Genomic DNA, 23,010 nt, shown 5'->3' with positions numbered 1-23,010 from the left:
CAGCCTTACATTTCTTGTCACTTTTAAGATTATGAAAAATACTTGCCATAGTTATATAAATTTGAAAGAATCACCAAGTAAAATTAGGTAATTCACTGATAATCACCAACCAAAAGGTCTATTAATGCCAGACTTAGAACCAAGAGATATACACTCTGTTGATTGCTACAAATCTGTTTTGGGTAGTGGTTCGCCTATTTTCAAACTACCTGATTATGATACATTGAAAATAGTTGCTATTACTTTGCAACATAATCCAATAAATAACCTTGTTTTTGGAGAAGCATTTGAGCAACTTATGAACACGCAAGAGTTTCAAGCAGACCAAGAAAGTGTAAAATTGGCTTTTTCTTGTTTCATTTCAGCGGAGTGCTTTAAAAGAGAACCTGAAACCGTAAGACTTTCAGAGCAAAGACTCACTTTGAAAGAAGAATATAGTTCATACGAAAAGATGATTGAAAAACTAAAAGCAGAAATGCAAAAGAAAATACTTTTTGCATTGGGCGACTGCAAAAATGAAGTATTTGAACAAACAATGCAGTAGAACGAAAATGCCAGCCCACAACATTGCATTTGTGGCAAGGCGGGCTGATGTGCTAAATTGAACTTTTGTGCTTTCTATGGGCTTTTGTGCGTGTGGAAAACGGTAGTGCTACTAATCCCGCCCTGCACAAATGCTTTTCCGTTAGCAGCAAGGCTATCGGACGACTGCGAGTGCATTGACGGAGTAACATAAAAGACACTGAATGACTGTCCCCCATTAGGGCTTTTTTCAAACTGACACGTAACTCAAAAATGTTGTTCTTTTCAAATTATGTTCGGTTTCGGGGGACAGTAATTCAGGTCTAAAAGGACTTGTTAACGGACTGACAATTATCCGACAGCATTACAACTAACGATTAAAATTTTTTTGAAAAATAAAATGAGTAATAACAGACAAATAATTCTTTACATCGCAATGAGCTTGGACGGCTACATCGCTAAACCCAATGATGACTTGAATTTTCTTTCAATAGTTCAAAAAGAAGGAGAAGATTACGGTTATGCAGACTTTGTTTCAACCATTGACACCGTAATACTTGGACGAAAAACTTATGATTGGGTAATGAAACAAGTTGGAGAGTTTCCGCACGCTGACAAAAACGCTTACATCATTACAAGGACAGCAAGACCAACAATTGGCAAAACGGTTTTTTACACAGGCGACTTGACCGACTTAGTGATAAAACTAAAAAGCGAAAACGGGAAAAATATTTTTTGTGACGGTGGAGCAGAGATAGTAAACGAACTATTAAAAAATGACTTGTTGGACGAGATAATTATTTCGGTAATACCAATATTTGTTGGTAACGGGACAAGACTTTTTAAAGACGGCAGACCTGAACAAAAACTGCAACTTGTAAACGTAAAAACATTTGACACCGGACTAACTCAACTACATTACAAACGTGCAGACAACTAACAACAAAACAGACGAAGGACAGGAAGCCCAGCTGCTAACAGCGGTTTGCCGCAAGCGGGGGTGCAGTGCTTCGGTTGACAGTTTTTTCGTATAATTGAAGTGCGGTTTTCCAAATGAAAAGTTGTGCTGAAAAGCCCCGCCTGCGGCAAGCCGCCAACCGTTAGGCAAAATATAAAATAATGAAAAATGATTATCTTAAAAAATATTACAGATTACATAAACAGAGTTGAAAAACTGAATGAAATTGATATAAATGAATTAAACTTATTCATTCAACAGGTAGATGATTTGATAAAGGAAAACAAAGAAAATGGAAAAATATATGGTTCTTTTAGAGGACAACTCTTAAGAATTAAAAAGTCATTACAAGATAAAAATAGCCTCATCATAAAAAAACAGGAACGATATAGTAGCCCTAACAAGCAAAGTCAATGGGTGGCGATTAGTAAAGGATTTTTAAAAATAGGGCACAAACCGGGAGGGAAAAAACTAAGTTTTAAGCAGTTATTTCATGAAGGAACAACAACAATTTTCACAATTCTAAGTGAAAGAGAAGGTGCTTTACAAATACAAAAAAATTGTGAAGAATTAGGTATTAAATGGCTATGGTTGCCTTTACCAAATGGTGATATTCCCAATGAAATACTGATACCTGAAATAATTTATAAATTTAAAATCGTGAAGGCATTATTAGAAAATCAGGAAAAAATATACCTTCACTGTTCGGCAGGGCTACACAGGACAGGAATGATAACGAATGGTTTGTTAAGATTCTTAGGATATGATGAAACCGAATCTTACCAAATTATCAATCAACTAAGACCAATTACCGCCAAGGAAGTAGGAAAAATACGTTTAGATTTTGGTAAACAATTTTATGATTTAACCATTAACTGACAGCATACGTAATAATGTGTACTTTGCCTAACATTATGTTTGCGAAAAGGCGGGCTAATGTATGTAATTTAGGCTTTTGTGCTTTCTATAAACTTTGTGCGTAGGGCAAGGGAGTGCTATTTAATCCCGCCCTTCGCAAACATTTTTCCGTTGTATGCCATTCTAAAAGAGCAGACATTCAAATTTACCAAGCAGGATAAATAGTAATTACCCCAAAATGCAAAAAAACTTCAATAGTTTTTGTATTTCAAATATATTTCGTATTTTTGCGAAATACTAAATTCAACTTAAATTCGTTTTGGATATGAAAACCATCAAAATCTTGGGAACGGGTTGCCCCAAATGCAAGCAAACCGAAGCCAATGTGAGAGAAGCCGTTTCACAATTAGGCATTGAAGCGAATATCATCAAGGTAGAGGATATTCAGGAAATTATGGCTTACAACGTGCTTTCTACACCTGTTTTGGTGATTGATGAACAAATCAAAATCAAAGGAAAAGTAGCACAAGTGAATGAAATTGTTGAACTTTTAAAATAAAAACACAATGGAAACCATAGAAAAAGCAAAAGAAATTTGCCCTACCACCACGCAAAAGTGGATAGCAGAAGGGGCTATTTTGGTAGATGTGCGTGAGCAAGATGAAGTTTCGGCACTTGCTTATGATGTACCCAATATTATACACATTCCTTTGAGTGAATTTGAGGAAAGATTTCAAGAAATCCCCACAGACAAAAAGATAGTTGTGGCTTGTAAAAGCGGCGGTAGAAGCCTCAAAGCAACGTATTACTTACTCAATCACGGCTATGACCGAGAAAATGTAGTCAATATGCAACACGGTATTATTCGTTGGGTGCAGCGTGGTTTCCCTACCAAAGGTGATACGTCGGCGGTTTTAGGTAATCAAGGTGATTGTTGTTCAAGTTCAAATTGCTGCTAAAAAACGCAACTATGTTTGACTGGATACAACACCTTGCCGACTGGTTAGTGTATCAAGTGTTCGGGATTGCCCAAAACTCACACTTGGGCAGTTCTTTGAACTTCTTTATTTACGATACACTCAAAATTTTGCTTTTGCTCTTTCTCATTACTTTTGTAATGGGCATTGTCAATTCCTATTTTCCGATAGACCGCATCCGCAATTTTTTGTCAAGGAACAAATTATACGGCTTGGAATATCTATTGGCATCTACTTTTGGGGCAGTTACGCCCTTTTGTTCGTGTTCGTCTGTGCCTTTGTTCATTGGTTTTGTAAAAGGTGGTATTCCTTTGGGCATTACCTTTGCCTTTCTTATTACTTCGCCTTTGGTAAATGAAGTGGCAATAGCTATGTTCATTGGAATGTTTGGTTGGAAAAGTACGCTGATTTACGTGTCAAGTGGCATTTTGTTGGGTAGCATTGGCGGATTTATTTTAGGCAAACTCAAATTAGAGCCTTTGCTTTCGGATTGGGTGCAAAATATCCTGAAAAATGCCCAAGCAGAGGACGAATTTGAAGAAGAAAAAAAGCCTTTTTCGCAACGCCTACCCGAAATTAGCCAAGAGGCTTTCGGGATTGTGAAAAGCGTATTTTGGTATGTGATTATAGGCATTGGTATTGGGGCATTGATGCACGGCTTTATTCCTACGGGCTTTTTTGAGCAGTACATCAGCAAAGAAAATCCTTTGGCTGTACCTTTGGCAGTTATCTTAGCCGTACCGATGTACAGCAATGCGGCGGGAGTTTTGCCGATTATTCAAGTTTTGGTACAAAAGGGTATTCCTTTGGGAACCGCCATTGCCTTTATGATGGGTGTAGTGGGGCTTTCTTTGCCCGAAGCCACTTTACTCAAAAAAGTAATGTCCGTAAAGTTGATTGCTATTTTCTTTGGGGTAGTAACGGCTTGTATCATCGTTTCCGGGTATTTGTTCAATATGTTACTTTGAGGATTAACCAAATAACCTGATGTCAAATTTCGTATTTTTACGAAATACTAACTTACTTTACGGGTTTGTAAGCATAAAAATCAAGCAAATATGAAAAAAATCGTTTTAATGGCTTTTGCCATATTGAACCTAAGTAATTGGGCTTTCTCACAAACCTTGAAAGTAAATGATACCGACTTTTCAAAAGGACGTTTAGGTAATATTCAAACCGTTGAATTGCAAGACCTTGTAAAGTTTCACGGACATCTTTGTGATGGTTTAGTAGAGGGCTTTGTGGCTTTGCAATACGGCTTGTACCAACTCTTCCCCGACAGCCTTATTGACAGAACAAATCTTAGAATTGTAAGTAAACCTTCCCCTTGTTTGACTGATGTGGCGGTTTATCTTACGGGGGCAAGGTATCAGTTCGGGACTTTCTATGTGAGCAATGATTTTGAAGGTTTATATGTTGTGCAACGGATTGATAATGCAAAAACAGTAAACATTTTGCGAATGCCCAATGTAAAACCTGAAATAATTGACCTGATGGGCAAACAAGCCATAGCAGGCAATTTAGCCCCCTGCGACTTGGAAAAACTGCGAAGATTAGAGGATGACTACACGCTGTTTTTGCAACAGAACAAGCCCGAAAACTTGTTTGAACTTAAAATATTAAATGAATTTGTTTGGCAGCCCGTTTTGAAAAACGATTTTATCAAAACTGATATTCTGAACAAAAACGCCGAAAGGTGTAACAAATAAATTTTCTTTTCACTTTAAAAATCGTTTCATTATGAAAAATCTAATGTTTTCTTTCACTCTTTTAATCGCGCTTTTGGTTGCGAACACCGTTTTTGCCCAAACCGTTGAGGTAATTGATTTTCACTCTACACACCGTTGTAAAACTTGCTTGGCAATAGAAAAATCAGCAAAAGCCGTTTTGGAAAAAGAATTTGCCAACGAACTCAAATCAGGCAAAATTATATTCAAAACCATCAATGTAGATGAGGCAAGCAATGCTAAAATTGCCGAGCAATTTGAGGCTACGGGTTCTGCTTTGTGGATTTACAGAGCCGACAAAAAAATTAAAATGGATTTGACCGATTTTGCTTTTATGAATGTAGGCAATGCCGAAAAATTTAGCGAAAAAATTAAAACCGAAGTACAAAAAGCACTAAAATAGTTATGGATTGGCTCAATGACATAGCCCAGACAAGGGAGTTACCGCTATTAGCAGCCTTTGCTTTGGGCTTGCTCACAGCGGTTTCGCCTTGTCCTTTGGCTACCAATATTACGGCTACGGCATATATTGCCAAAGGTTTTACCGACAAAAGAAAAGTGCTTCTAAGTGGCGTACTTTATACATTAGGTAGGGCTTTTAGTTATACAATTATTGGCTTGATTATCTATTTTGGAGCAAGCAAATTTCACATTGCCAAATTCTTTCAAGGAAACGGAGAAAAATACCTTGCCCCAATTTTGATAGTTGTTGGCTTAATAATGCTTAATGTGATAAAGTTAGATTTTTTAGGTAAAGTCAATATCACGGAAAGATTATCCGAAAAATTTAAAAATCAAGGACTTTTGGGAGCATTTGTCTTGGGTGTTTTATTTGCTTTGGCGTTTTGTCCGTACAGCGGAGCATTGTATTTTGGTATGCTTTTGCCAATGACGATTGCAAGCAGCGAAGGATTATCATTACCATTTATTTTTGCCGTAGGTACAGGCTTGCCCGTGTTGCTTTTCACCTATTTAATGGCTTTTGCTATGCAAAAAGTAAGTAAAACTTTTAATACTATACAAAAAACCGAAAAAGTAATGCGAAACATAGCAGGCGTGGTTTTTGTTTTGACAGGAGTATATTACGCTTTAATTTTTTTGCAATGGATATAACCACAAAAATCAACATTGCACCTTTTACCGAAAATGATGAAAAGGTTGCACAATATGCCAAGGCCTTAGGACACCCCATACGGGTTTTTATCCTTCGTTTTTTGGAGAAACAATGTGCCTGTTTTGCGGGGGATATTTCCGAGCAGTTGCCTGTGGCAAACTCTACGGTTTCTCAGCACTTGAAAGCCCTCAAAGAGGCAGGTTTGATACAAGGTGAAATCAATCCACCTACGATTAAATATTGCATCAACAAGCAAAATTGGGCAGAAGCCAAACAACTATTTGCGGATTTTTTTGAAATTAAAACACAAACACATTAGCCATACTAAATACACTTTGCTTTGAAAAAACACAAAACGCAGAACACATACAAATAGAAACGGCATACAACATTGCATTTGTGGTAAGGCGGGCAGACGTGCTAAACTGAACTTTTGTGCTTTCTATGGGCTGTTGTGCGTGTGGAAATGGTAGTGCAGTGCTATTAAGCCCGCCCTGCACAAATGCTTTTCCGTTGGCTGATATTTTAAAACACCAAAAATGAACTTTAAAAATGCAACTGCTTCTGTAATTGGAAGTTCCCACTACAAATTATATTACAACAACCAAGACAGTTACAGTTTTTATCAAGACAGAACTTGTATTTTGGGAGTTGTGGCAGATGGTTGTGGTTCAGGCTCAAATAGTGAAGTCGGAGCAAAATTGGGCGTTGATTTTGTAGTAAATTTTTGTAAAAAAAACTTTTCTCGTAATCCTTTTGACAAAAACTTATTAGAAAATGCTCTGATTGAATATTAGACCTTTTGTGTATTGATTATCAGCGAATTGATTAATTTTGTGTAGTGATCTTATTGTAGATACAATATGGCCAGTATTTTCTACAATCTCAACAATGATAAAAAATGCAGAGCTGCTACGAGCTTAACTCTTGAACAATTTCATGCACCGGCAGAGGTTTTCAGTCAATACTATGAGCCCAAATCAGGCAATCCTTACATCAAAAAAACAACCTGTTTTTACTAATCCCAAAGAGGCACTTTTCTTTGTCTTGCACTACCTAAAGTCTTATCCAACGCTGGAAAATATGGCTTTATATTTTAACGTGGATATCCGTACGGTTTCTGATTATTTGAAAATAACTAAAAAATCTTTAAAAGCAGCCTTAAAAGCACAAGATGTTTTTGTCAATAAGGTATTTAAAAGTCAATCAGATTTTGATAAGGCCTTTGAAGGCGTGGAAGATTTGATAGTGGATTGTACGGAAATACCGATACAACGACCTGATAATCAGAAGGAACAGCAGGGATATTACTCAGGAAAAAAAACGACATACGGTAAAAATGTTGATGATTAGTGATAGTAAAAAGCGAATTTTATATGTAGGTAAATTATGGACAGGCAGCGTACATGATATAACCATTTTTAAAAATGAATTTTCATGGATTAATTTCAGAGGCAAACGGACACATGTAGATTTAGGATTTCAGGGCATGGAAAGTATCATATATAACGCACGGGTTGTAAAACCCCATAAAAAGCCTAAAGGGAAGTTGTCAGGTGATTTTGAAAGAAGCATCAACAAAATATTTTTAAGTTTTAGGGTGAGAGTAGAAAATGCTTTAGCAGGTTGTAAGCATTTTTTGGTGAATCAGATTAGAAGCAGAGTGAAGCAAAAAGAGCAGATATTAGAAAATTTCCAATTAACCGCAGGCTTACATAATTACAAGTTGAAATTTTCAATCAATTGATTTTCAGTATTTTAACTTCCAAAAAGTCTATTGTTTGTTAAAATTTCCGAATGTGCAATACCTTGCCGCCAGTCAAAGCCAAACTTATCAGGCTGCCAGACCGCAAGCGATTCAACGTTTAATACCACCAATTTCCAAACGTTCCCCGATTTTTGGGAAAATTTTCAATCCGTTTTTGGCGAAATGCCGTATTTTGCTGTATATCAACCGCTTATTTGAGAGGAAGAACTTTTGTTTATTTCTGTTTTGACCGCTTCCCAATTTCCCCCTGTTTTATCAAAATCTTCCCCGTCAAGGTCGGTAAAATGACGTAAGTTCTTTGTTGTGCAGGTACTCATTGCGGCGCAGAAAAGTTTAGGGACGCGGCGCACCGCATCCCCGATGTTTCTATCCCTTCCGCTGCCTTACCGCCGTCAGTAAATTTCCAATATACCCGATTCCTCATCTGCCATGAAAGCCGCAATGACTGCTTGTTTTTCTATCAGCAGTCGGTAGAGGAAGGCTGTACTCTGATTGCCGGTGCGCAGCAGCAATACCTTGGGCGGATGTCCGTACAGAACGACAAAATCCTGAAAATCCGCATCATTGGTAACAATTGTGAATGCGTTTTTCTTTGCCTATTGCCAAATAGCCAAATCTGCGGCACTGTTGCCTAATCCGATGCCGCTCACATGCTTTACCTCTGCATAATGCGGTTGCAGTTGTTTTACCAAGCGATACGACAAATTAGCATCCGATAACAACTTCATGCCGCCAATGATTTGATGTAACGCTCTCTTTGTGCGGCAAATGCCAACGCTGCCGAATCATCGGCTCATTGATTTCGGGAAAGTCTTCCGTAATGTCTTGGAAAGTCATGCCCGAAGCCGGCCATGCAAGGATGTCTTGTACGGCTATCCGCGTGCCGCAAGTGCAGGGCTTGCCGAAACGTACTTGCGGGTCTATGCTAATGTAGGTTTGAATGTCTTCCATTTGGCAACAAGCATTTAAACAAAAATACACAATAAAGGCGGGAAAAGTATGGAGACATGCATGTGCCATGTCCCCAATCATCAATTGGATTTTGCACCTACCCGCAAAGCTAACCCGCAAGGCAAAAGCCAAAGAGCCAAACCGCCCTGCAGTTCACATACACCATTAAAAAATCAATAAATGCCGTGAGTAATTTTGCTTACGCACCTGAGCTAATTTGTTACTTTCGTGCTTTGATTAAAATGGATTTAGAATAAAATATGGCCATTAAAAAATCTGAATTATACAGCTCACTTTGGGCAAGTTGTGACGAACTGAGAGGCAGCATGGACGCAAGCCAATACAAGGACTATGTGTTGGTGATGTTGTTCATGAAATACGTTTCTGATAAGAAAGACCCGCTGGTAGAACTAAAACCCGGAACCACTTTTTACGATATGCTCCAACACCGTGGCCAAAAGGATATTGGCGACCAAATCAATAAAATCATTGGTGAGTTTGCCAAAAACAACGGCCTTTCGGGCATTATTGACCAAGCCGATTTTAACGATGATGCCAAACTGGGAACAGGAAAAGAAAAAGTTGACCGCCTCACCAACCTGCTCAACATCTTTAACAAACCTGAACTCAATTTTTCGGCCAACCGTGCAGACGGTGACGATCTGCTGGGCGATGCTTACGAATACCTGATGCGACACTTCGCTACCGAAAGCGGAAAGAGCAAAGGACAATTCTACACGCCTTCGGAAGTTTCCCGTGTGATGGCGGAAGTGATTGGCATTAGAAACTCTAAAAGCCAAAGCGAAACCCTCTACGACCCCACCTGCGGTTCGGGTTCGTTGCTGCTGAAAGCAGCAGACCTTGCCCCGCATGGCATCACCATTTACGGACAGGAAAACGACAATGCCACCCGTGGATTAGCCGTGATGAATATGTGGCTGCACAACTTTGCCGATGCCGAAATTGTGCAGGGCAATACCATGGCTTCGCCCCTGTTTACCGATGAAACAACAGGCGAACTCAAAACCTTTGACTATGCCGTTGCCAATCCGCCTTTCAGTTACAAAGCGTGGATGAACGGACTTGACCCCAAGAACGACATCTACAAACGCTTTGAAGGTTACGATGCTATTCCGCCAAAGAAGAATGGCGACTTTGCTTTCCTGCTTCATCTGATTAAATCGTTGAAATCAAAAGGCAAGGCGTGTATTGTTTTGCCTTTGGGTGTGCTGTTCCGTGGCAATGCTGAAGCCGAAATCCGCAAGCAGATTATCAAAAAGGGCTACATCAAAGCCATTATTGGTTTGCCGCCCAACTTGTTTTACGGAACAGGCATTGCCGCTTGCTTGATTGTGCTGGACAAGGAAGATGCCCACAAGCGGACACACATTTTTATGATTGATGCCAGCAAAAGCTTCAAAAAAGACGGAAACAAAAACCGCCTTCGTGAGCAGGACATTCATAAAATCGTGGACACGTTCAACAATCAATTAGAAATACCCAAATACTCCCGGCTTATTCCCATTACCGAAATAGCCGACCCCAAGAACGATTACAACCTGAACATTCCCCGCTACATTGACAGCCAGGAAGCGGAAGATATTCAAGACATTGAAGCCCATTTGCTGGGTGGCATTCCAAAACGGGATATTGATGCCTTAGAGAATTACTGGAAAGTGTATCCAACACTGAAATCGGTTTTATTTAAACCCATTGAAAACCGCCCCGATCATTACGAACTGATTATTCCCGCAGAGGAAATCAAAAACACCATTTTCAACCATCCTGAATTTACGGCATTTGGTAAACAAATGGAGCAGGTATTTGAAAAATGGAAAACAGAAACCATTGCCTACACCAAGGCATTAGACATAGGACTACGACCGAAACACGAAATACACATCATTTCTGAAAACCTGCTGAAGCATTATTCATCTGTTGTACAGACAAGGCATGCCTTGTCTCAACAGCATGCCTTGTCTCTGGTGGACAAATACGCCATGTATCAGCACCTGATGGACTATTGGAGCCCAGACGGCAACGATGAAGCCATGCAGGACGACTTTTACGAAATTGCCGCTGATGGTTGGGCAGCCGGAAACGAAGTAAAACGCAAAGAGAAGAAAACCAAAAAAGGCGATAAGGAAATTGTAAAACAAGTGCCGGGCATTGAAGGACTGGAAGGCAGATTGATACCGCCTGCATTGATGATACAGGAATATTTTGCCAAAGAGCAAAAAGCCATTGAAGCACTGGAAGCCAAAGCCGAAACGCTGAACGCCCAAATGGAAGAATTGCGTGACGAACACGGTGGCGAAGACGGTTTGCTGGCCAATGCCATTGACGACAAAGGCAAAATAAGCAAAGGCAATTTAGCCAAAGCCATAAAAGAATTGGGCAAACGCAACGAAGACAATGCCGAAGAATGGGATATGCTGCAAGCCTACAAAAAACTGATGGACCAAGAAGCCGACACCCAAGCCAACATAAAAGCCGCCAAAGCCGAATTGGAAAAGAAAGTAATTGCCCAATACCCCAAACTGAGCATAGATGAAATAAAAACCATAGTGGTAGAAAAGAAATGGATGGCAGAAATAGAAAAACGCATACGCACCGAAATGGAGGGCATCAGCCACCGATTGACCCAACGCATTAAAGAACTGGCAGAGCGATATGCCACACCTTTGCCCACGCTACAAAGCGAAGTAGATGAACTTACCGCCAAAGTAGAAGAACACCTTAAAAAAATGGGCTACAAATGGCAACTGTCAGAATTAGGATTGGGTGGATTAAAGGATGATAGGATAACAAAATCTGAAAATTCAAACCCAAACCCCAAACCAATCCTAAAATCATCAAATCCTAAAAATCATAATTCAGACAACTAATGCAGACAATGAAAAAAGGATACAAACATACCGAAGTGGGGATTATTCCCGAGGATTGGGAGGTGAAACCAATTGGAGAATTATTTGAAATATCAGCGGGAGGTGACTTAGAGAAAAAATTTTTTAGTAAAGAACAAACAGAAAAAAATAAATATCCAATTTTTTCTAATTCACCTCAAAATAAAGGATTATATGGTTTTAGTGAAAAGTTTACTTATAGTGAAAATTGTATTACAGTGACAGCCAGAGGCACAATTGGTTATTCTATTTACAGAAATGAGAAGTTCAATGCAATTGGAAGACTTTTAGTTTTGAGACCTAAAACTGATGTTGATTGCTTTTATTTTTCTGAATATATAAACAAGTATGTTGATTTTATTATTGAGTTAACGGGTGTTCCTCAATTAACTACTCCACAAATTTCAAAGTATAACATAGCACTTCCCCCCACCAAAGCCGAGCAAACCGCCATAGCCACCGCTTTAAATGATGCAGATGCACTCATCGGGAAATTAGAACAACTCATTGCCAAAAAGCGAAACATCAAAACCGCTGCCATGCAGCAGTTGCTCACACCCAAAGAGGGGTGGGAGGTGAAGAAGCTGGGGGAGGTGGCGGAGATTTATCAACCCGAGACAATCTCTCAAGAAAAATTTACCGATGATGGATATTTAGTTTATGGAGCAAATGGTATAGTCGGAAAATTTAATAAATACAACCATGAGTTTTGGCAAACCACAATTACATGTAGAGGGTCAACATGTGGAACAGTAAACAAAACAGTAGATAAATGCTGGATTACAGGAAATGCAATGGTTATAAACGTTGATAAGATTCCAAAAATTGACAAATTATTCTTGTATTTTCTTTTGTCAAATCAAGATTTTTCTGATTGTATTACTGGGTCTGGTCAGCCTCAAATAATAAGAAAACCATTAATTGATTTCAAAATTTGGGTTCCAAAATCCAAAATAGAGCAAACCCGCATTGCCCAAATCCTTTCCGATATGGACAATGAAATTCAGGCATTGGAAAAGCAATTGGAAAAATACAAAATGATGAAGCAAGGCATGATGCAGGTATTATTAACAGGTAAAATCAGATTGGTGTAATATGGCAGATTTGTTTAAAAATAAATATCGTTCTGCATCGGCACGGGCAACGTGGTGGGATTACGGCTGGGCAGGGGCGTATTTTATCACCATTTGCACCCAAAACCGTGAACATTTCTTCGGTGAAATTCAAAACGGCAAAATGCACCTGTCGCCCACGGGTATTCTGGCAGATGTATTTTGGCATGAAATTCCCCATCATTTCCCTAATGTGGAACTGGGTGCCTTTGTTGTGATGCCCAACCACATTCATGGTATTTTGATATTAAACAACCCCCAAACAGGAAATAACGATAACGATATTGATAACGATATTGATAACGATATTGATAACGATATTGATAACGATATTGATAACGATATTGATAACGATATTGATATTGTAGAGACAAGGCATGCCTTGTCTCTACAAAACCAAAACCAAAACCAAAACCAAAACCAACCTGACGAAACCAAAACCCCTGCCCAAAAACGTTTTCAAAATCAGGGGAAAAATACCGTTTCGTCTATTATTGGTTCATACAAATCTGCCGTAACGAAACACGCCCATCGTTTGGGATTACCCCACGGCTGGCAATCGCGTTTTCACGACCATATTATTCGTAACGATGCAGAATATCAACGTATCTACAATTATGTTGAAAATAATCCCCTGAATTGGGAAAATGATAAATTTTTCAAATAAAAACCTATGAGCACAGTAGGCCGAAAAGAACGCACCACCCAAAACCGCATCATCCGGCTGTTTCAGGATGAACTGGGTTATGAATATCTCGGTAACTGGGAAGAACGAGATAACAACAGCAACGTAGAAGAAGACCTTTTGCGTAAATGGCTGTTGCAACGGTATGATGAAAATCTAACGAACAAGGCAATGTATGAATTTACCAAAGCCGCAGGCGACCAAAGCCGTTCGCTGTATGATGTAAACAAAGAAGTGTATTCCTTGCTTCGTTATGGCGTAACGGTGCAACCCGAAATTGGGCAAAACAAAAAAACAGTTTGGCTCATTGACTGGAAAAATCCGCTTGCCAATCATTTTGCCATTGCCGAAGAAGTGACCATAAAAGGCATACACAAAAAACGCCCCGACATAGTGCTGTATGTAAACGGCATTGCCTTGGGTGTGTTGGAACTGAAACGCAGCACGGTTTCCATTTCAGAAGGTATTCGCCAAAATTTAGACAATCAAAAACATATTTTTATTAAATCGTTTTTCAGCACCATTCAGTATGTAATGGCAGGAAACGACACTGAAGGGTTGGCTTATGGAGCCATAGAAACCAAAGAGAAATATTTTTTAAAGTGGAAAGAAATTACCGAAGAAGCGGGCAAAGATTATCCTTATTTGTTGGAAATCACCAAACCCATTCGGGATAAGGCAGCGAAGTATGATTATCCGTTGGATAAGAACATTGTTGAACTGCTCAACAAAGAACGCTTCATTGAATTGCTGCACGACTTTATTGTATTTGACCGTGGCATCAAAAAGCATTGCCGACCCAACCAGTATTTCGGTATCAAATCGGCACAGGATTTTGTAAAGCGAAAAGAAGGCGGCATCATTTGGCACACACAGGGAAGCGGAAAGAGTTTGACAATGGTGTGGCTTACCAAATGGATAAGGGAGTTTAACGACAATGCACGGGTGCTCATCATTACCGACCGTGAGGAATTAGACGAGCAGATTGAAAAGGTTTACAAAGGCGTTCATGAAAATATTTACCGCACCAAAAGCGGCAGGGATTTACTGCAACAACTCAACGACACTTCGCCCTGGCTGATGTGTTCGCTCATTCACAAGTTTGGCGGTAAAGACAAAGGCGAAGAAGCCACTGATGAGGATGTAGAAAAATACTTGCAGGAACTCCGCAGCAGCATTCCAAGCGATTTTAAAGCCAAAGGCGATATTTATGTGTTTGTGGACGAGTGTCACAGAACACAATCGGGCAAACTGCACGCAGCTATGAAGCAATTTATTCCGGATGCGTTGTTTATCGGTTTCACCGGAACGCCATTATTGAAAAGCGACAAGCAAACCAGTTTGGAAGTTTTTGGCAGATACATTCACACCTACAAGTTCAACGAAGCCGTAGCGGACAAAGTGGTGTTGGATTTACGTTATGAAGCCCGAGACATTGAGCAAAACATCAAGTCACCCGACAAAATTGATGAATGGTTTGAACTGAAAACAAGAGGACTGACCGACTTTGCCAAAGCCGAACTAAAACAGCGATGGGGAACCTTGAAAAAAGTGTTCAGCAGCAAATCACGATTAGAAAAAATCGTGCTGGACATTGTGCTGGATATGGAGAAAAAAGAACGACTGCAAAACGGCAGAGGAAATGCCCTGTTGGTTTCTGATAGTATTTACAATGCCTGCCGTTATTATGAATTATTCCAAAATGCAGGATTAAAAAATTGTGCCATTGTAACATCATTTGTTCCCAATGCCAACGACATAAAAGGCGAAGGCGACAACTACACCGAAAAGTTGCAGCGTTTTGAGATTTACCAAAAAATGCTTTCTGCCTACTTCAATGAAACACCCGAAGATGCACTAAAAAAAGTAGAGCAGTTTGAAACCGAAGTGAAAAAGAAATTTGTGGAAGAACCTGCACAAATGAAACTGCTGATTGTGGTAAACAAACTGCTCACAGGTTTTGATGCACCGAGTGCCACCTACCTCTACATTGACAAGAAACTAAGAGACCACGGTTTGTTTCAAGCCGTTTGCCGTGTGAACCGATTAGATGGAGATGATAAAGATTACGGCTACATCATTGACTACATGGACTTGTTCAAGAGTTTGGAACAAGCATTTAACGATTACACTTCCGAAGCGTTTAGCGGTTATGAAAAATCGGATATTGAAGGCTTGCTCAAAAACAGGTTGAAAGAAGGAAAACAACGATTGGACGAAGCGTTGGAAGCCATCAAGGCATTGGTTGAACCCGTTGAGCCACCCAAAGGAACGATTGAACACATTCGTTACTTCTGCGGCAGCAATACCGAAAATCCTGATGAACTGAAAGACACCGAACCAAGACGTGTTGCCCTTTACAAATTGACCATTGCACTCATTCGGGCTTATGCCAACATAGCCGATGAAATGAAAGAAGCAGGTTACAGCGAAAAGGAAATTGAAGAAATCAAAGCCGACATCAAGCGCTTTGAAAATGTTCGCAAAGAAATTCAGTTAGCCAGTGGCGACTATATTGATTTGAAGCAATACGAGCCGGCCATGCGACATTTGATTGATAGCTACATTGGAGCAGAAGAAAGCCGAATGCTTGCCAACTTTGACGACCTGAGTTTGGTGGAACTGTTAGTTGAAAAAGGAAAAGATGCCATCAAAGCCATTCCCGACAGCATCAAGAACAATCCTGATGCAATGGCAGAAGCGATTGAAAACAATTTGCGGAAAGTAATCATTGAGGAAAGCCCCACCAACCCCATGTATTACGAGAAAATGAGTGTGCTTTTGGACGAACTCATTAAGATGCGGAAAGAAGCCACATTAGAATATGAAAAATATTTGAATGAAATCATTGCCCTATCAGGGAAAGTGAAAAAACCAAATACTGCAAGCGACTACCCTACTTCAATAAACACCAACGCCAAACGAGCCTTGTTTGACAACTTAGGCAGAAACGAAGCATTGGCAAACGAATTAGACCAAAAAATTCTGACAACGAAAAAAGACGGTTGGCGAGACAATATTCAGAAATCAAAAGCCGTAAGAAATGCCATAACCGAAGTTTTGAAAACTCACGGAATTGAAGATGACAACGAAGTGCATCGCATTTTTGACTTGGTGAAAAATCAACGCAACTACTAAAATGGAGCAAATCACCATCAGCAATATCAAAATTGATGTAGTTCGTAAGGACATTAAGAACATACATCTTGCTGTTTACCCACCGACAGGCAGGGTGCGTATTGCTGCCCCATTAAAAGTAAACGAAGATGCTATCCGACTATTTGCCATTTCAAAACTTGGCTGGATAAAACGAAACCAAAGAAAGTTTGAAAACCAGGAACGCATACCCCCACGGGAATACAAGCAACACGAAAGCCATTATTTTAAAGGCAAGCGTTATTTGCTCCGCATTGTGGAAACGGATAAAAAAACCAAAGTGGTTTTAAAGAATAAAAAGTATATCGAGCTGCATATTAAACCGGGAACACCCGCTGCCAAGCGCCACGAAATATTGACAGAATGGTATCGGGTAGAACTCAAAAAACAAGTCCCTGCCATCATTGACAAATGGGAGAAAATATTGAACGTAAAAGTTGAGGACTGGCAAGTAAAACAAATGAAAACCAAGTGGGGTTCGTGTAATATTGAAAAGAAAAGAATTTGGCTCAATCTTGAATTGGCAAAGAAACCAGAACATTGTTTGGAATACATTATCGTTCACGAAATGATGCATTTATTAGAACGACACCACAACGACAGATTTTTGTATTACATGGACACTCACTTACCAAACTGGAGACAACTAAAAACTGAATTGAATAAATTACCCGTAAGTCATGCAGATTGGAGTTACTGAAATAAAGCCCACGATAAAAGCAAACACATTTGCAAGCCGCACAAGCCTAAGCACAGACCAAAGATTTGTCAAAGAGCTTGCAAACCAACGCATAAAGACAACCTCACCATGCTTTTTGGGAATTAAAACGCTGATAATCAGCTGATTGAAATTTTTAATTTATTGTTATAACAAGCATGGACTTAACTCAAAATTTTCTAATATCTGCTTTTTTTGCTTCACTCTGCTTCTGATTTGATTCACCAAAAAATGCTTACAATCCGCTACTGCATTCTCTACTTTTACCCTAAAACTTGGAAATATTTTATTAAGCAGGTGAGCAGCTTAACGCGTTCTTTTTTACCGCGGAGTGTGCAAAGGTTTAACCGCAGTGTATACAAAGAAAAGATTCATCATAAAAACACTCAGCGCCTTTGCATAATACTCAGCGGGCTTTGTGCTAAATTTGAAAACTCGTTTTAAACTGCTCAATTATTTAGCTTAGGAAATAAAATCGGCTTACCTGACAATCCAAAGCACAATTAACATACCCGCTTTCCTGCCGAACCACAGGAAAAACCAATTGTGGCGGTCGTAGAGATTGCCGTTTGCTTCTCCAAGCAAGGCAAACAACGGACGGCTAATCAGGTATTCGCCCGCCAAAAAGCCGGTTACGGTTGCTACAAAGGTCTGCATATATCGGGTTTTGGGTGGTTTACAGGGCTTAATACCACAGACTTTCCAAACGTTCCCCGAATTTTGGGAAAGTTTTCAATCTGTTTTTGGCGAAATGCCGTATTTTGCTGTATATCAACCGCTTATTTGAGAGGAAGAACTTTTGTTTATTTCTGTTTTGACCGCTTCCCAATTTCCCTATGTTTCATCAAAATCTTCCCCGTCAAGGTCAGTAAATTCCGTGAGTTCTTTGTTGTGGAGGTACTCATCGCGGCGCAGAAAAGTTTAGGGACGCGGCGCACCGCATCCCCGATGTTTCACCCCCCCTTCCGCTGCCTTGCCTTGGCAATGGTCATTTTCAGGTAGCGCAGCCCGTCGCGGCGGGTGCCGGCTTTTTCCGATTTGCGTTGCAAGACGGCAAGAATCTGCTCATCGGTTCTGCCCTGTTCAATCAGAAAACACGCCAAAGCAAAGTCATACGCGCTGCGGTCGCGACCTTGCCGCTTGCCGCCCTGTACCGCCTTCGGGAAAACCACAGGCGGGGCTTGCCGCAACAGTTCAGCCATATCCACGCGGGCGATGCGCTGCATGAAACCGTGCAACCTGACCAACGGAAAACAGCCGTTTTGTTCGTATTTCGGCTTGCGGTTTTCAAAGCCGGGCAACCTGCCCAACTCCCGACTTGTCCGCCTTTGAAAAACGATGAAAAAACATATTTGATTATCAGTGATTTACGTCAGATTTTTTCTAATTTGACCGCACTAAGTCAGTCAAAATGCTACATATCAGGGTTGTGAGGACACAGGCAACTTACGGTCGGTTCAGGTGTTTCGCTACCAAGACGGCAGGCGTGTCATTGTCAAACACATCGGTTCTACGACGTTACCCCCCTGTACTTTGAGACCTTCCAAGACGATGAATTGCGCAAACAAGGATTTTCCAAAGACAGCAAATCCCGGCAACCGCAAATCTTGGCCGCACTCATGGTTACCCCACAGGGCTTTCCGGCTACTATACCGACCTTAAATAGCAAGCCAGTGATAATCAAACTCTTATTAACCGTTATCACGACCTGTACAAAATTGAGCAGGCTTTCAGGGTAGCTAAGCACGACTTACAAACGCGCCCCGTTTTCCATTTTAAGGAAGAACCCATCCAACTCCGTATCCAAACATATTGAAATAGCTACTGGCGTGTCCGTAAAAGCCTTTTTGACCGACTGCAAAAAGATTACCGATGCAAGGCTGTTCAACCGACTCACCCAAAAAGAAATCGGAATGGGAACCGCTATCCCGTAGTATCTCAAAAATCAGGTAGCCTCTATTATCAGACCGCACTAAATTGGACAAGTCAAGAAAAAAGTACTATATTCGGCACAAGAGAAATACTTTCTCAAAAAAGCATCATTGAAACAGTCTTTGGTTGGTTGTCCTTTCAGGCAGATATTGACCATACCGGACATCGTTCCCACTCGGGTATGTTTATCAACCTGTTAAGTGGACTGATTGCTTATACTTATTTGATAGCCTGCCGGCCTTCAAGGATTTTGCACCCCTGACAGAAATTGGATTTTTCAAATATTTAATTGCGCAACTCGCGTTCATTTAGTATGAAAGTATGGCTTGAATGACCTAAACACCTCTCAATATGAACAGAAGAAACTGGCTCAAAATCAGCGCACTATTGACAGCAAGTGCTTACACAGGTACGGCCTATGCCATGCAAACGGGTTGTTATCAACCGTTTTCCGATTTGCCCAAAGATTTGCTCAGGCTTGGCTCTAACGAAAACCCCTACGGCACATCGGCAAAGGCTATGGAAGCTATGCAGACTGCCCTGAAAGAGTGCAATCGCTACCCCAACTTTGATTTGCTGACCCAAAAAATTGCCGCCCATCATCAGGTTGCCGCCGAGCAGGTTTGTATCACCGCGGGCAGTTCGGAAGCATTGGCGCTGGCAGCCATTGCCTTTGCACGTCATACATCGCAAAACATTGTAACGGCGAAACCTACATTCAACGTTTTTCCCGATGTGGCAGAGCGGTTGGGTGTCAAGCGAATAGATATTCCACTAACGGCGGAAAAAGTAATTGACCTGAATAAAATGGCGGCTGCCGTTACGGCTGAAACGGCCGCGGTTTATGTCTGCAACCCCAACAATCCGACAGGCACAAAGTTAGAAATAGACGCACTGCATGGTTTTGTCAGGGAAATCTCAAAGCGCACCGTGGTTGTAGTAGATGAGGTTTACCATGATTTTATTGATGCGCCTTCGCTGATTCCGATGACGGCAACCAATCCTAATGTGGTGATTATCCGTTCATTTTCAAAGGTTTACGGACTGGCAGGTATGCGAATCGGTTATGCCATTGCTCACGCCGATACGGTGAAGAAAATGGCAGCATTAGTATCCCGTCCGGGTATCACCATCAGCCAGCCGGGGCAGGCAGCCGCAGCGGCAGCGCTTGAAGACCAAGCATTTGTCCGCATGTCGGTTGAGAAAAACAAGGAAAGCCAGCAAGTGCTGTACAGCTATCTGAAAGAAGCCAATATCCGCTACATCCCGTCATACGCCAATTTGGTGTATTTTTCGTTGGATGGCTTTGCAAAAACGTATGTACAAGATATGCAGGCGCGCAAAGTAATTCTCCGCGAAGTGAATGACTACGGCCAACGCTGGTGCCGTGTCAGCATGGGAACGCCCGAAGAAATGCGGCAATTTGTGGATATTTTGAGAACCATGCGCGGATAAAATCCGATTACAGGGATTGCCCGCCACATGAGCGATTTTTCACGCTAAAATTATTTTGCACAGCACCCCAAAGCCACAACTTTCGGGTGCTGTTTTTCGTAACATCTATTGATACTGTCTTGAACTGCTGATTTTATTCTGTTTCCCTTGCAAGTTTATTACGTCTTTCGGCATCTGATTATTACGGCGGCAATGTTCTGTTGCTTTGTCGCAGGAATGACCAATGCCCGTGCTGTTTACCAAGTAAGCACACACAAGGCACATCAGGCAGGCATTGTATCGGAAACAGGCTTTGATTTTCAGGCAAACCTGCCACAGGCAGAGCAACTCGGCAATCAACTGAAAGACTCCGCCCCGTCTCCTGCGTCAGGTGGTTTGCTGAAAAACTTACAGGCAGTTCTTCCCCATTGGCAGGCGTTCTTTTTTGATGATATGTCCGCACAATCTTCAGCGGCATCAAAAAATGTTTTCATACGCCCTCCCCGCCAATACGCTATTTTCCCTGCCCACTATTTCTGGTAGTTGATGTTTGGCAGCAGCCTGTAATCATTCGGCTGTAGTTGCCAAAATGCGCATTATTTTTTTACATCATCAACTATTATTTTACAAAAACATCTCGTGGACACAGGAATTTTTATTATCAGCGCGATAGCTTTGGCTGTCGTGATGACCCCTCTTATTGCAGCTGCAAATGGCCGAAGAGCCCATGCAGCCCGCTTGCGTGCAGCATTGAACCGCATAGCTGCCGATTATCACACGCAAATAGGCGAATATGCCTACGACGATTATATTGCCATAGGCATAGATACGCAGGCGAAATATTTATTTTTTCTGCAACATACACAGACAGGCAGCGATGCGTATCAGGTAATCACCTTATCCGATATGCGCTTATGCGAGTGTGTGGTCAGACGCGAAGTGGTTAGCGGCTCATCGGGCAGCTATCAGGTAATCGCGCAGATAGGTTTGCAGTTACATGCCAAACAAGGGCATCCATCTGCTTTTCTGGAATTTTACAACCGCTCCATCCGTGAGCAGTTGGGCAATGAAGAGTCATTGGCACAGCGATGGGCTAAGTTGATTAACAATCGTTTGGTGCAATAGCTGCACTATTCATTGGTTGCCCGTAGAGTTTGCCTCTGCGGGCAAATTTGCGGCAAATCTTCACATTTTGCGGAAAGTACTTCCGTTGTTTTACATTTGTACAAAACTGACTGACAACGATGAATCCGATACACGACCGCATGATACTGTTCGCTACGCGCAGCTATAGCCACCTTCGTTGCAACCTGCTGGCATCGGGGCAATACGAAGAAGGCGAGCTGGAAACCAACACTTTCCCCGACGGAGAGCACTATTACCGCATCCTGTCCTATGTGGAGTACAAAGAAGCGGTACTCATTGGCGGCACCATTTCCGATACCGAAACGCTGGAATTGTATGATATTGCCTGCGGACTGGTAGAATACGGCGTGCGCAAACTGAACATTATTATTCCGTTCTATGGTTATGCCACCATGGAACGCAGCACAAAAGTCGGTGAAATTGTAACGGCCAAAACCCGCGCCCGCTTGCTGTCTTCGGTGCCGCAGGCCTACTTCGGCAACCGCGTGATTTGCATAGACCTGCACGCCGAGGGTATTTCCCACTATTTTGAGGGCGGTATCCGCACCATGCACCTTTACGCCAAGCCGCTGATTATCAAAGCCGCCAAAGAGTTGGCCGGTGAAGATTTCATTCTGGCATCTACCGATGCGGGGCGTGCCAAGTGGGTAGAATCGCTTGCCAACGACATGCAGGTTTCGGCAGCGTTTGTCTATAAAAAACGCATAAGCGGCACGGAAACCCACCTCACAGGCGTAAATGCCGATGTAAAAGGCAAAGACGTGGTCATTTACGACGATATGATTCGCACGGGCGGCTCCCTGATTCAGGCTGCCAAAGCCTACAAGGAAGCAGGTGCCGACCGCATTTTTGTGATTGCCACACACGGCCTTTTCAGCAGCAATGCCGTAAGCCGCCTACAACAATCCGAACTGATTGAACGTATTGTTGTAACCGACACACACCCCAATGCTTTGCAATTCGCCGGCGAGTTCGTACATTTGGTCAGTGTAGCCGGTCTGATAGACGAAACACTTGCTTCGCTGGGGCGGCCGCAATTTTAGTAA

General features: G+C 41.4%; 23 protein-coding genes and 2 pseudogenes. 21 read left to right on the top strand and 4 right to left on the bottom strand.

Features of this window, described 5'->3' with window-relative positions:
• Nucleotides 1–124: 124 nt before the first annotated feature.
• The 12 genes and pseudogenes from NDK19_RS07690 to NDK19_RS17005 all read left to right on the top strand — a co-directional run bounded on the left by NDK19_RS07690 (nucleotide 125) and on the right by NDK19_RS17005 (nucleotide 7,903).
• Complete coding sequence (locus tag NDK19_RS07690) at nucleotides 125–544, top strand: hypothetical protein (RefSeq protein ID WP_250631281.1); 420 nt, start codon at nucleotides 125–127, stop codon at nucleotides 542–544.
• A 378-nt stretch (nucleotides 545–922) separates the two neighbouring features.
• A complete protein-coding gene (locus NDK19_RS07685) occupies nucleotides 923–1,462 on the top strand; it encodes a dihydrofolate reductase family protein (protein WP_250631280.1) in 540 nt (179 codons plus the stop codon).
• A gap of 186 nt (nucleotides 1,463–1,648) precedes the next feature.
• Nucleotides 1,649–2,359: a protein-tyrosine phosphatase family protein gene (locus NDK19_RS07680; RefSeq protein WP_250631279.1), complete on the top strand. Its 711-nt coding sequence runs from the start codon at nucleotides 1,649–1,651 to the stop codon at nucleotides 2,357–2,359.
• Nucleotides 2,360–2,663: 304 nt separating this feature from the next.
• Nucleotides 2,664–2,897 carry a thioredoxin family protein gene (locus tag NDK19_RS07675; protein WP_250631278.1) on the top strand — a complete coding sequence of 78 codons (234 nt, stop codon included), beginning with the start codon at nucleotides 2,664–2,666 and terminating at the stop codon, nucleotides 2,895–2,897.
• 7 nt (nucleotides 2,898–2,904) lie between these two features.
• On the top strand, nucleotides 2,905–3,297 hold the full coding sequence (locus NDK19_RS07670; RefSeq protein WP_250631277.1) for a rhodanese-like domain-containing protein: 393 nt from the start codon (nucleotides 2,905–2,907) through the stop codon (nucleotides 3,295–3,297).
• Nucleotides 3,298–3,308: 11 nt separating this feature from the next.
• Nucleotides 3,309–4,283, top strand: a complete 975-nt coding sequence (locus NDK19_RS07665) for a permease (RefSeq protein ID WP_250631276.1) — start codon at nucleotides 3,309–3,311, stop codon at nucleotides 4,281–4,283.
• 90 nt (nucleotides 4,284–4,373) lie between these two features.
• The gene (locus NDK19_RS07660) at nucleotides 4,374–5,024 is read left to right on the top strand and encodes a formylmethanofuran dehydrogenase subunit E family protein (RefSeq protein WP_250631275.1); all 651 of its coding nucleotides are present in this window, start codon (nucleotides 4,374–4,376) and stop codon (nucleotides 5,022–5,024) included.
• A 43-nt stretch (nucleotides 5,025–5,067) separates the two neighbouring features.
• The gene (locus NDK19_RS07655) at nucleotides 5,068–5,445 is read left to right on the top strand and encodes a nitrophenyl compound nitroreductase subunit ArsF family protein (RefSeq protein ID WP_250631274.1); all 378 of its coding nucleotides are present in this window, start codon (nucleotides 5,068–5,070) and stop codon (nucleotides 5,443–5,445) included.
• A gap of 2 nt (nucleotides 5,446–5,447) precedes the next feature.
• Complete coding sequence (locus NDK19_RS07650) at nucleotides 5,448–6,155, top strand: aromatic aminobenezylarsenical efflux permease ArsG family transporter (protein WP_250631273.1); 708 nt, start codon at nucleotides 5,448–5,450, stop codon at nucleotides 6,153–6,155.
• On the top strand, nucleotides 6,146–6,475 hold the full coding sequence (locus NDK19_RS07645; protein ID WP_250631272.1) for an ArsR/SmtB family transcription factor: 330 nt from the start codon (nucleotides 6,146–6,148) through the stop codon (nucleotides 6,473–6,475). The genes NDK19_RS07650 and NDK19_RS07645 overlap by 10 nt, the downstream gene beginning before the upstream one ends.
• A gap of 220 nt (nucleotides 6,476–6,695) precedes the next feature.
• Nucleotides 6,696–6,953, top strand: coding sequence for a protein phosphatase 2C domain-containing protein (locus NDK19_RS07640; RefSeq protein ID WP_250631271.1), 258 nt, complete (start codon nucleotides 6,696–6,698; stop codon nucleotides 6,951–6,953).
• A gap of 142 nt (nucleotides 6,954–7,095) precedes the next feature.
• Nucleotides 7,096–7,903 (top strand): annotated as a pseudogene (locus tag NDK19_RS17005) (transposase family protein).
• Between the two features lie 413 nt (nucleotides 7,904–8,316).
• On the opposite strand, the pseudogene NDK19_RS17000 reads toward NDK19_RS17005, so the two are convergent.
• Both NDK19_RS17000 and NDK19_RS07620 read right to left on the bottom strand, forming a co-directional pair.
• Nucleotides 8,317–8,652: pseudogene (locus NDK19_RS17000) on the bottom strand (DUF5615 family PIN-like protein).
• A complete protein-coding gene (locus tag NDK19_RS07620) occupies nucleotides 8,630–8,875 on the bottom strand; it encodes a DUF433 domain-containing protein (RefSeq protein WP_317207163.1) in 246 nt (81 codons plus the stop codon). The pseudogene NDK19_RS17000 and the gene NDK19_RS07620 overlap by 23 nt, the downstream one beginning before the upstream one ends.
• Before the next feature lie 260 nt (nucleotides 8,876–9,135).
• Here NDK19_RS07620 and NDK19_RS07615 point away from each other — a divergent pair, with 260 nt between their 5' ends.
• The 5 genes from NDK19_RS07615 to NDK19_RS07595 are packed head-to-tail and all read left to right on the top strand — an operon-like array spanning nucleotide 9,136 to nucleotide 17,434.
• A complete protein-coding gene (locus tag NDK19_RS07615) occupies nucleotides 9,136–11,763 on the top strand; it encodes a type I restriction-modification system subunit M (RefSeq protein WP_250631268.1) in 2,628 nt (875 codons plus the stop codon).
• Nucleotides 11,764–11,771: 8 nt separating this feature from the next.
• Complete coding sequence (locus NDK19_RS07610) at nucleotides 11,772–12,875, top strand: restriction endonuclease subunit S (protein ID WP_250631267.1); 1,104 nt, start codon at nucleotides 11,772–11,774, stop codon at nucleotides 12,873–12,875.
• 1 nt (nucleotide 12,876) lies between these two features.
• Nucleotides 12,877–13,560 carry a transposase gene (locus tag NDK19_RS07605; RefSeq protein WP_250631266.1) on the top strand — a complete coding sequence of 228 codons (684 nt, stop codon included), beginning with the start codon at nucleotides 12,877–12,879 and terminating at the stop codon, nucleotides 13,558–13,560.
• Between the two features lie 6 nt (nucleotides 13,561–13,566).
• Nucleotides 13,567–16,716, top strand: a complete 3,150-nt coding sequence (locus NDK19_RS07600; RefSeq protein WP_250631265.1) for a type I restriction endonuclease subunit R — start codon at nucleotides 13,567–13,569, stop codon at nucleotides 16,714–16,716.
• A gap of 1 nt (nucleotide 16,717) precedes the next feature.
• Complete coding sequence (locus NDK19_RS07595; RefSeq protein WP_250631264.1) at nucleotides 16,718–17,434, top strand: M48 family metallopeptidase; 717 nt, start codon at nucleotides 16,718–16,720, stop codon at nucleotides 17,432–17,434.
• Nucleotides 17,435–17,932: 498 nt separating this feature from the next.
• Here the strand turns inward: NDK19_RS07595 and NDK19_RS07590 are convergent, their stop codons facing one another.
• Both NDK19_RS07590 and NDK19_RS07585 read right to left on the bottom strand, forming a co-directional pair.
• A complete protein-coding gene (locus NDK19_RS07590; RefSeq protein ID WP_250631263.1) occupies nucleotides 17,933–18,109 on the bottom strand; it encodes a hypothetical protein in 177 nt (58 codons plus the stop codon).
• A 296-nt stretch (nucleotides 18,110–18,405) separates the two neighbouring features.
• Entirely contained in the window at nucleotides 18,406–18,762 is a 357-nt protein-coding gene (locus tag NDK19_RS07585; protein ID WP_250631262.1) for a RepB family DNA primase, read from the bottom strand.
• Nucleotides 18,763–19,735: 973 nt separating this feature from the next.
• On the opposite strand from NDK19_RS07585, the gene NDK19_RS07580 reads away from it, so the two are divergent.
• The 4 genes from NDK19_RS07580 (at nucleotide 19,736) to NDK19_RS07565 (ending at nucleotide 23,007) form a co-directional block, all read left to right on the top strand.
• Nucleotides 19,736–20,839 (top strand): pyridoxal phosphate-dependent aminotransferase, encoded by a 1,104-nt coding sequence (locus NDK19_RS07580; protein WP_250631261.1) that lies wholly within the window; start codon nucleotides 19,736–19,738, stop codon nucleotides 20,837–20,839.
• 216 nt (nucleotides 20,840–21,055) lie between these two features.
• On the top strand, nucleotides 21,056–21,361 hold the full coding sequence (locus NDK19_RS07575) for a hypothetical protein (RefSeq protein WP_250631260.1): 306 nt from the start codon (nucleotides 21,056–21,058) through the stop codon (nucleotides 21,359–21,361).
• 96 nt (nucleotides 21,362–21,457) lie between these two features.
• The gene (locus NDK19_RS07570) at nucleotides 21,458–21,943 is read left to right on the top strand and encodes a hypothetical protein (protein ID WP_250631259.1); all 486 of its coding nucleotides are present in this window, start codon (nucleotides 21,458–21,460) and stop codon (nucleotides 21,941–21,943) included.
• A gap of 119 nt (nucleotides 21,944–22,062) precedes the next feature.
• Complete coding sequence (locus tag NDK19_RS07565; protein ID WP_250631258.1) at nucleotides 22,063–23,007, top strand: ribose-phosphate diphosphokinase; 945 nt, start codon at nucleotides 22,063–22,065, stop codon at nucleotides 23,005–23,007.
• Nucleotides 23,008–23,010 lie beyond the last annotated feature (3 nt).

Origin of the sequence: Rhodoflexus caldus, assembly GCF_021206925.1 — a bacterium.
GTDB classification, from domain to species: Bacteria; Bacteroidota; Bacteroidia; order Cytophagales; family Thermoflexibacteraceae; genus Rhodoflexus; species Rhodoflexus caldus.
This window is presented reverse-complemented; position numbering and strand designations above follow the sequence as displayed.

What these genes read in the sequence shown, in the direction of transcription:
- NDK19_RS07680 (WP_250631279.1), top strand. Translation starts at nt 1,649, where the DNA reads ATGATTATCTTAAAAAATATTACAGATTACATAAACAGAGTTGAAAAA.
- NDK19_RS07590 (WP_250631263.1), bottom strand. Translation starts at nt 18,109, where the DNA reads ATGCAGACCTTTGTAGCAACCGTAACCGGCTTTTTGGCGGGCGAATAC.
- NDK19_RS07670 (WP_250631277.1), top strand. Translation starts at nt 2,905, where the DNA reads ATGGAAACCATAGAAAAAGCAAAAGAAATTTGCCCTACCACCACGCAA.
- NDK19_RS07655 (WP_250631274.1), top strand. Translation starts at nt 5,068, where the DNA reads ATGTTTTCTTTCACTCTTTTAATCGCGCTTTTGGTTGCGAACACCGTT.
- NDK19_RS07615 (WP_250631268.1), top strand. Translation starts at nt 9,136, where the DNA reads ATGGCCATTAAAAAATCTGAATTATACAGCTCACTTTGGGCAAGTTGT.
- NDK19_RS07600 (WP_250631265.1), top strand. Translation starts at nt 13,567, where the DNA reads ATGAGCACAGTAGGCCGAAAAGAACGCACCACCCAAAACCGCATCATC.
- NDK19_RS07605 (WP_250631266.1), top strand. Translation starts at nt 12,877, where the DNA reads ATGGCAGATTTGTTTAAAAATAAATATCGTTCTGCATCGGCACGGGCA.
- NDK19_RS07660 (WP_250631275.1), top strand. Translation starts at nt 4,374, where the DNA reads ATGAAAAAAATCGTTTTAATGGCTTTTGCCATATTGAACCTAAGTAAT.
- NDK19_RS07565 (WP_250631258.1), top strand. Translation starts at nt 22,063, where the DNA reads ATGAATCCGATACACGACCGCATGATACTGTTCGCTACGCGCAGCTAT.
- NDK19_RS07580 (WP_250631261.1), top strand. Translation starts at nt 19,736, where the DNA reads ATGAACAGAAGAAACTGGCTCAAAATCAGCGCACTATTGACAGCAAGT.
- NDK19_RS07650 (WP_250631273.1), top strand. Translation starts at nt 5,448, where the DNA reads ATGGATTGGCTCAATGACATAGCCCAGACAAGGGAGTTACCGCTATTA.
- NDK19_RS07610 (WP_250631267.1), top strand. Translation starts at nt 11,772, where the DNA reads ATGAAAAAAGGATACAAACATACCGAAGTGGGGATTATTCCCGAGGAT.
- NDK19_RS07690 (WP_250631281.1), top strand. Translation starts at nt 125, where the DNA reads ATGCCAGACTTAGAACCAAGAGATATACACTCTGTTGATTGCTACAAA.
- NDK19_RS07575 (WP_250631260.1), top strand. Translation starts at nt 21,056, where the DNA reads ATGACCAATGCCCGTGCTGTTTACCAAGTAAGCACACACAAGGCACAT.
- NDK19_RS07595 (WP_250631264.1), top strand. Translation starts at nt 16,718, where the DNA reads ATGGAGCAAATCACCATCAGCAATATCAAAATTGATGTAGTTCGTAAG.
- NDK19_RS07685 (WP_250631280.1), top strand. Translation starts at nt 923, where the DNA reads ATGAGTAATAACAGACAAATAATTCTTTACATCGCAATGAGCTTGGAC.
- NDK19_RS07675 (WP_250631278.1), top strand. Translation starts at nt 2,664, where the DNA reads ATGAAAACCATCAAAATCTTGGGAACGGGTTGCCCCAAATGCAAGCAA.
- NDK19_RS07620 (WP_317207163.1), bottom strand. Translation starts at nt 8,875, where the DNA reads ATGGAAGACATTCAAACCTACATTAGCATAGACCCGCAAGTACGTTTC.
- NDK19_RS07665 (WP_250631276.1), top strand. Translation starts at nt 3,309, where the DNA reads ATGTTTGACTGGATACAACACCTTGCCGACTGGTTAGTGTATCAAGTG.
- NDK19_RS07640 (WP_250631271.1), top strand. Translation starts at nt 6,696, where the DNA reads ATGAACTTTAAAAATGCAACTGCTTCTGTAATTGGAAGTTCCCACTAC.
- NDK19_RS07645 (WP_250631272.1), top strand. Translation starts at nt 6,146, where the DNA reads ATGGATATAACCACAAAAATCAACATTGCACCTTTTACCGAAAATGAT.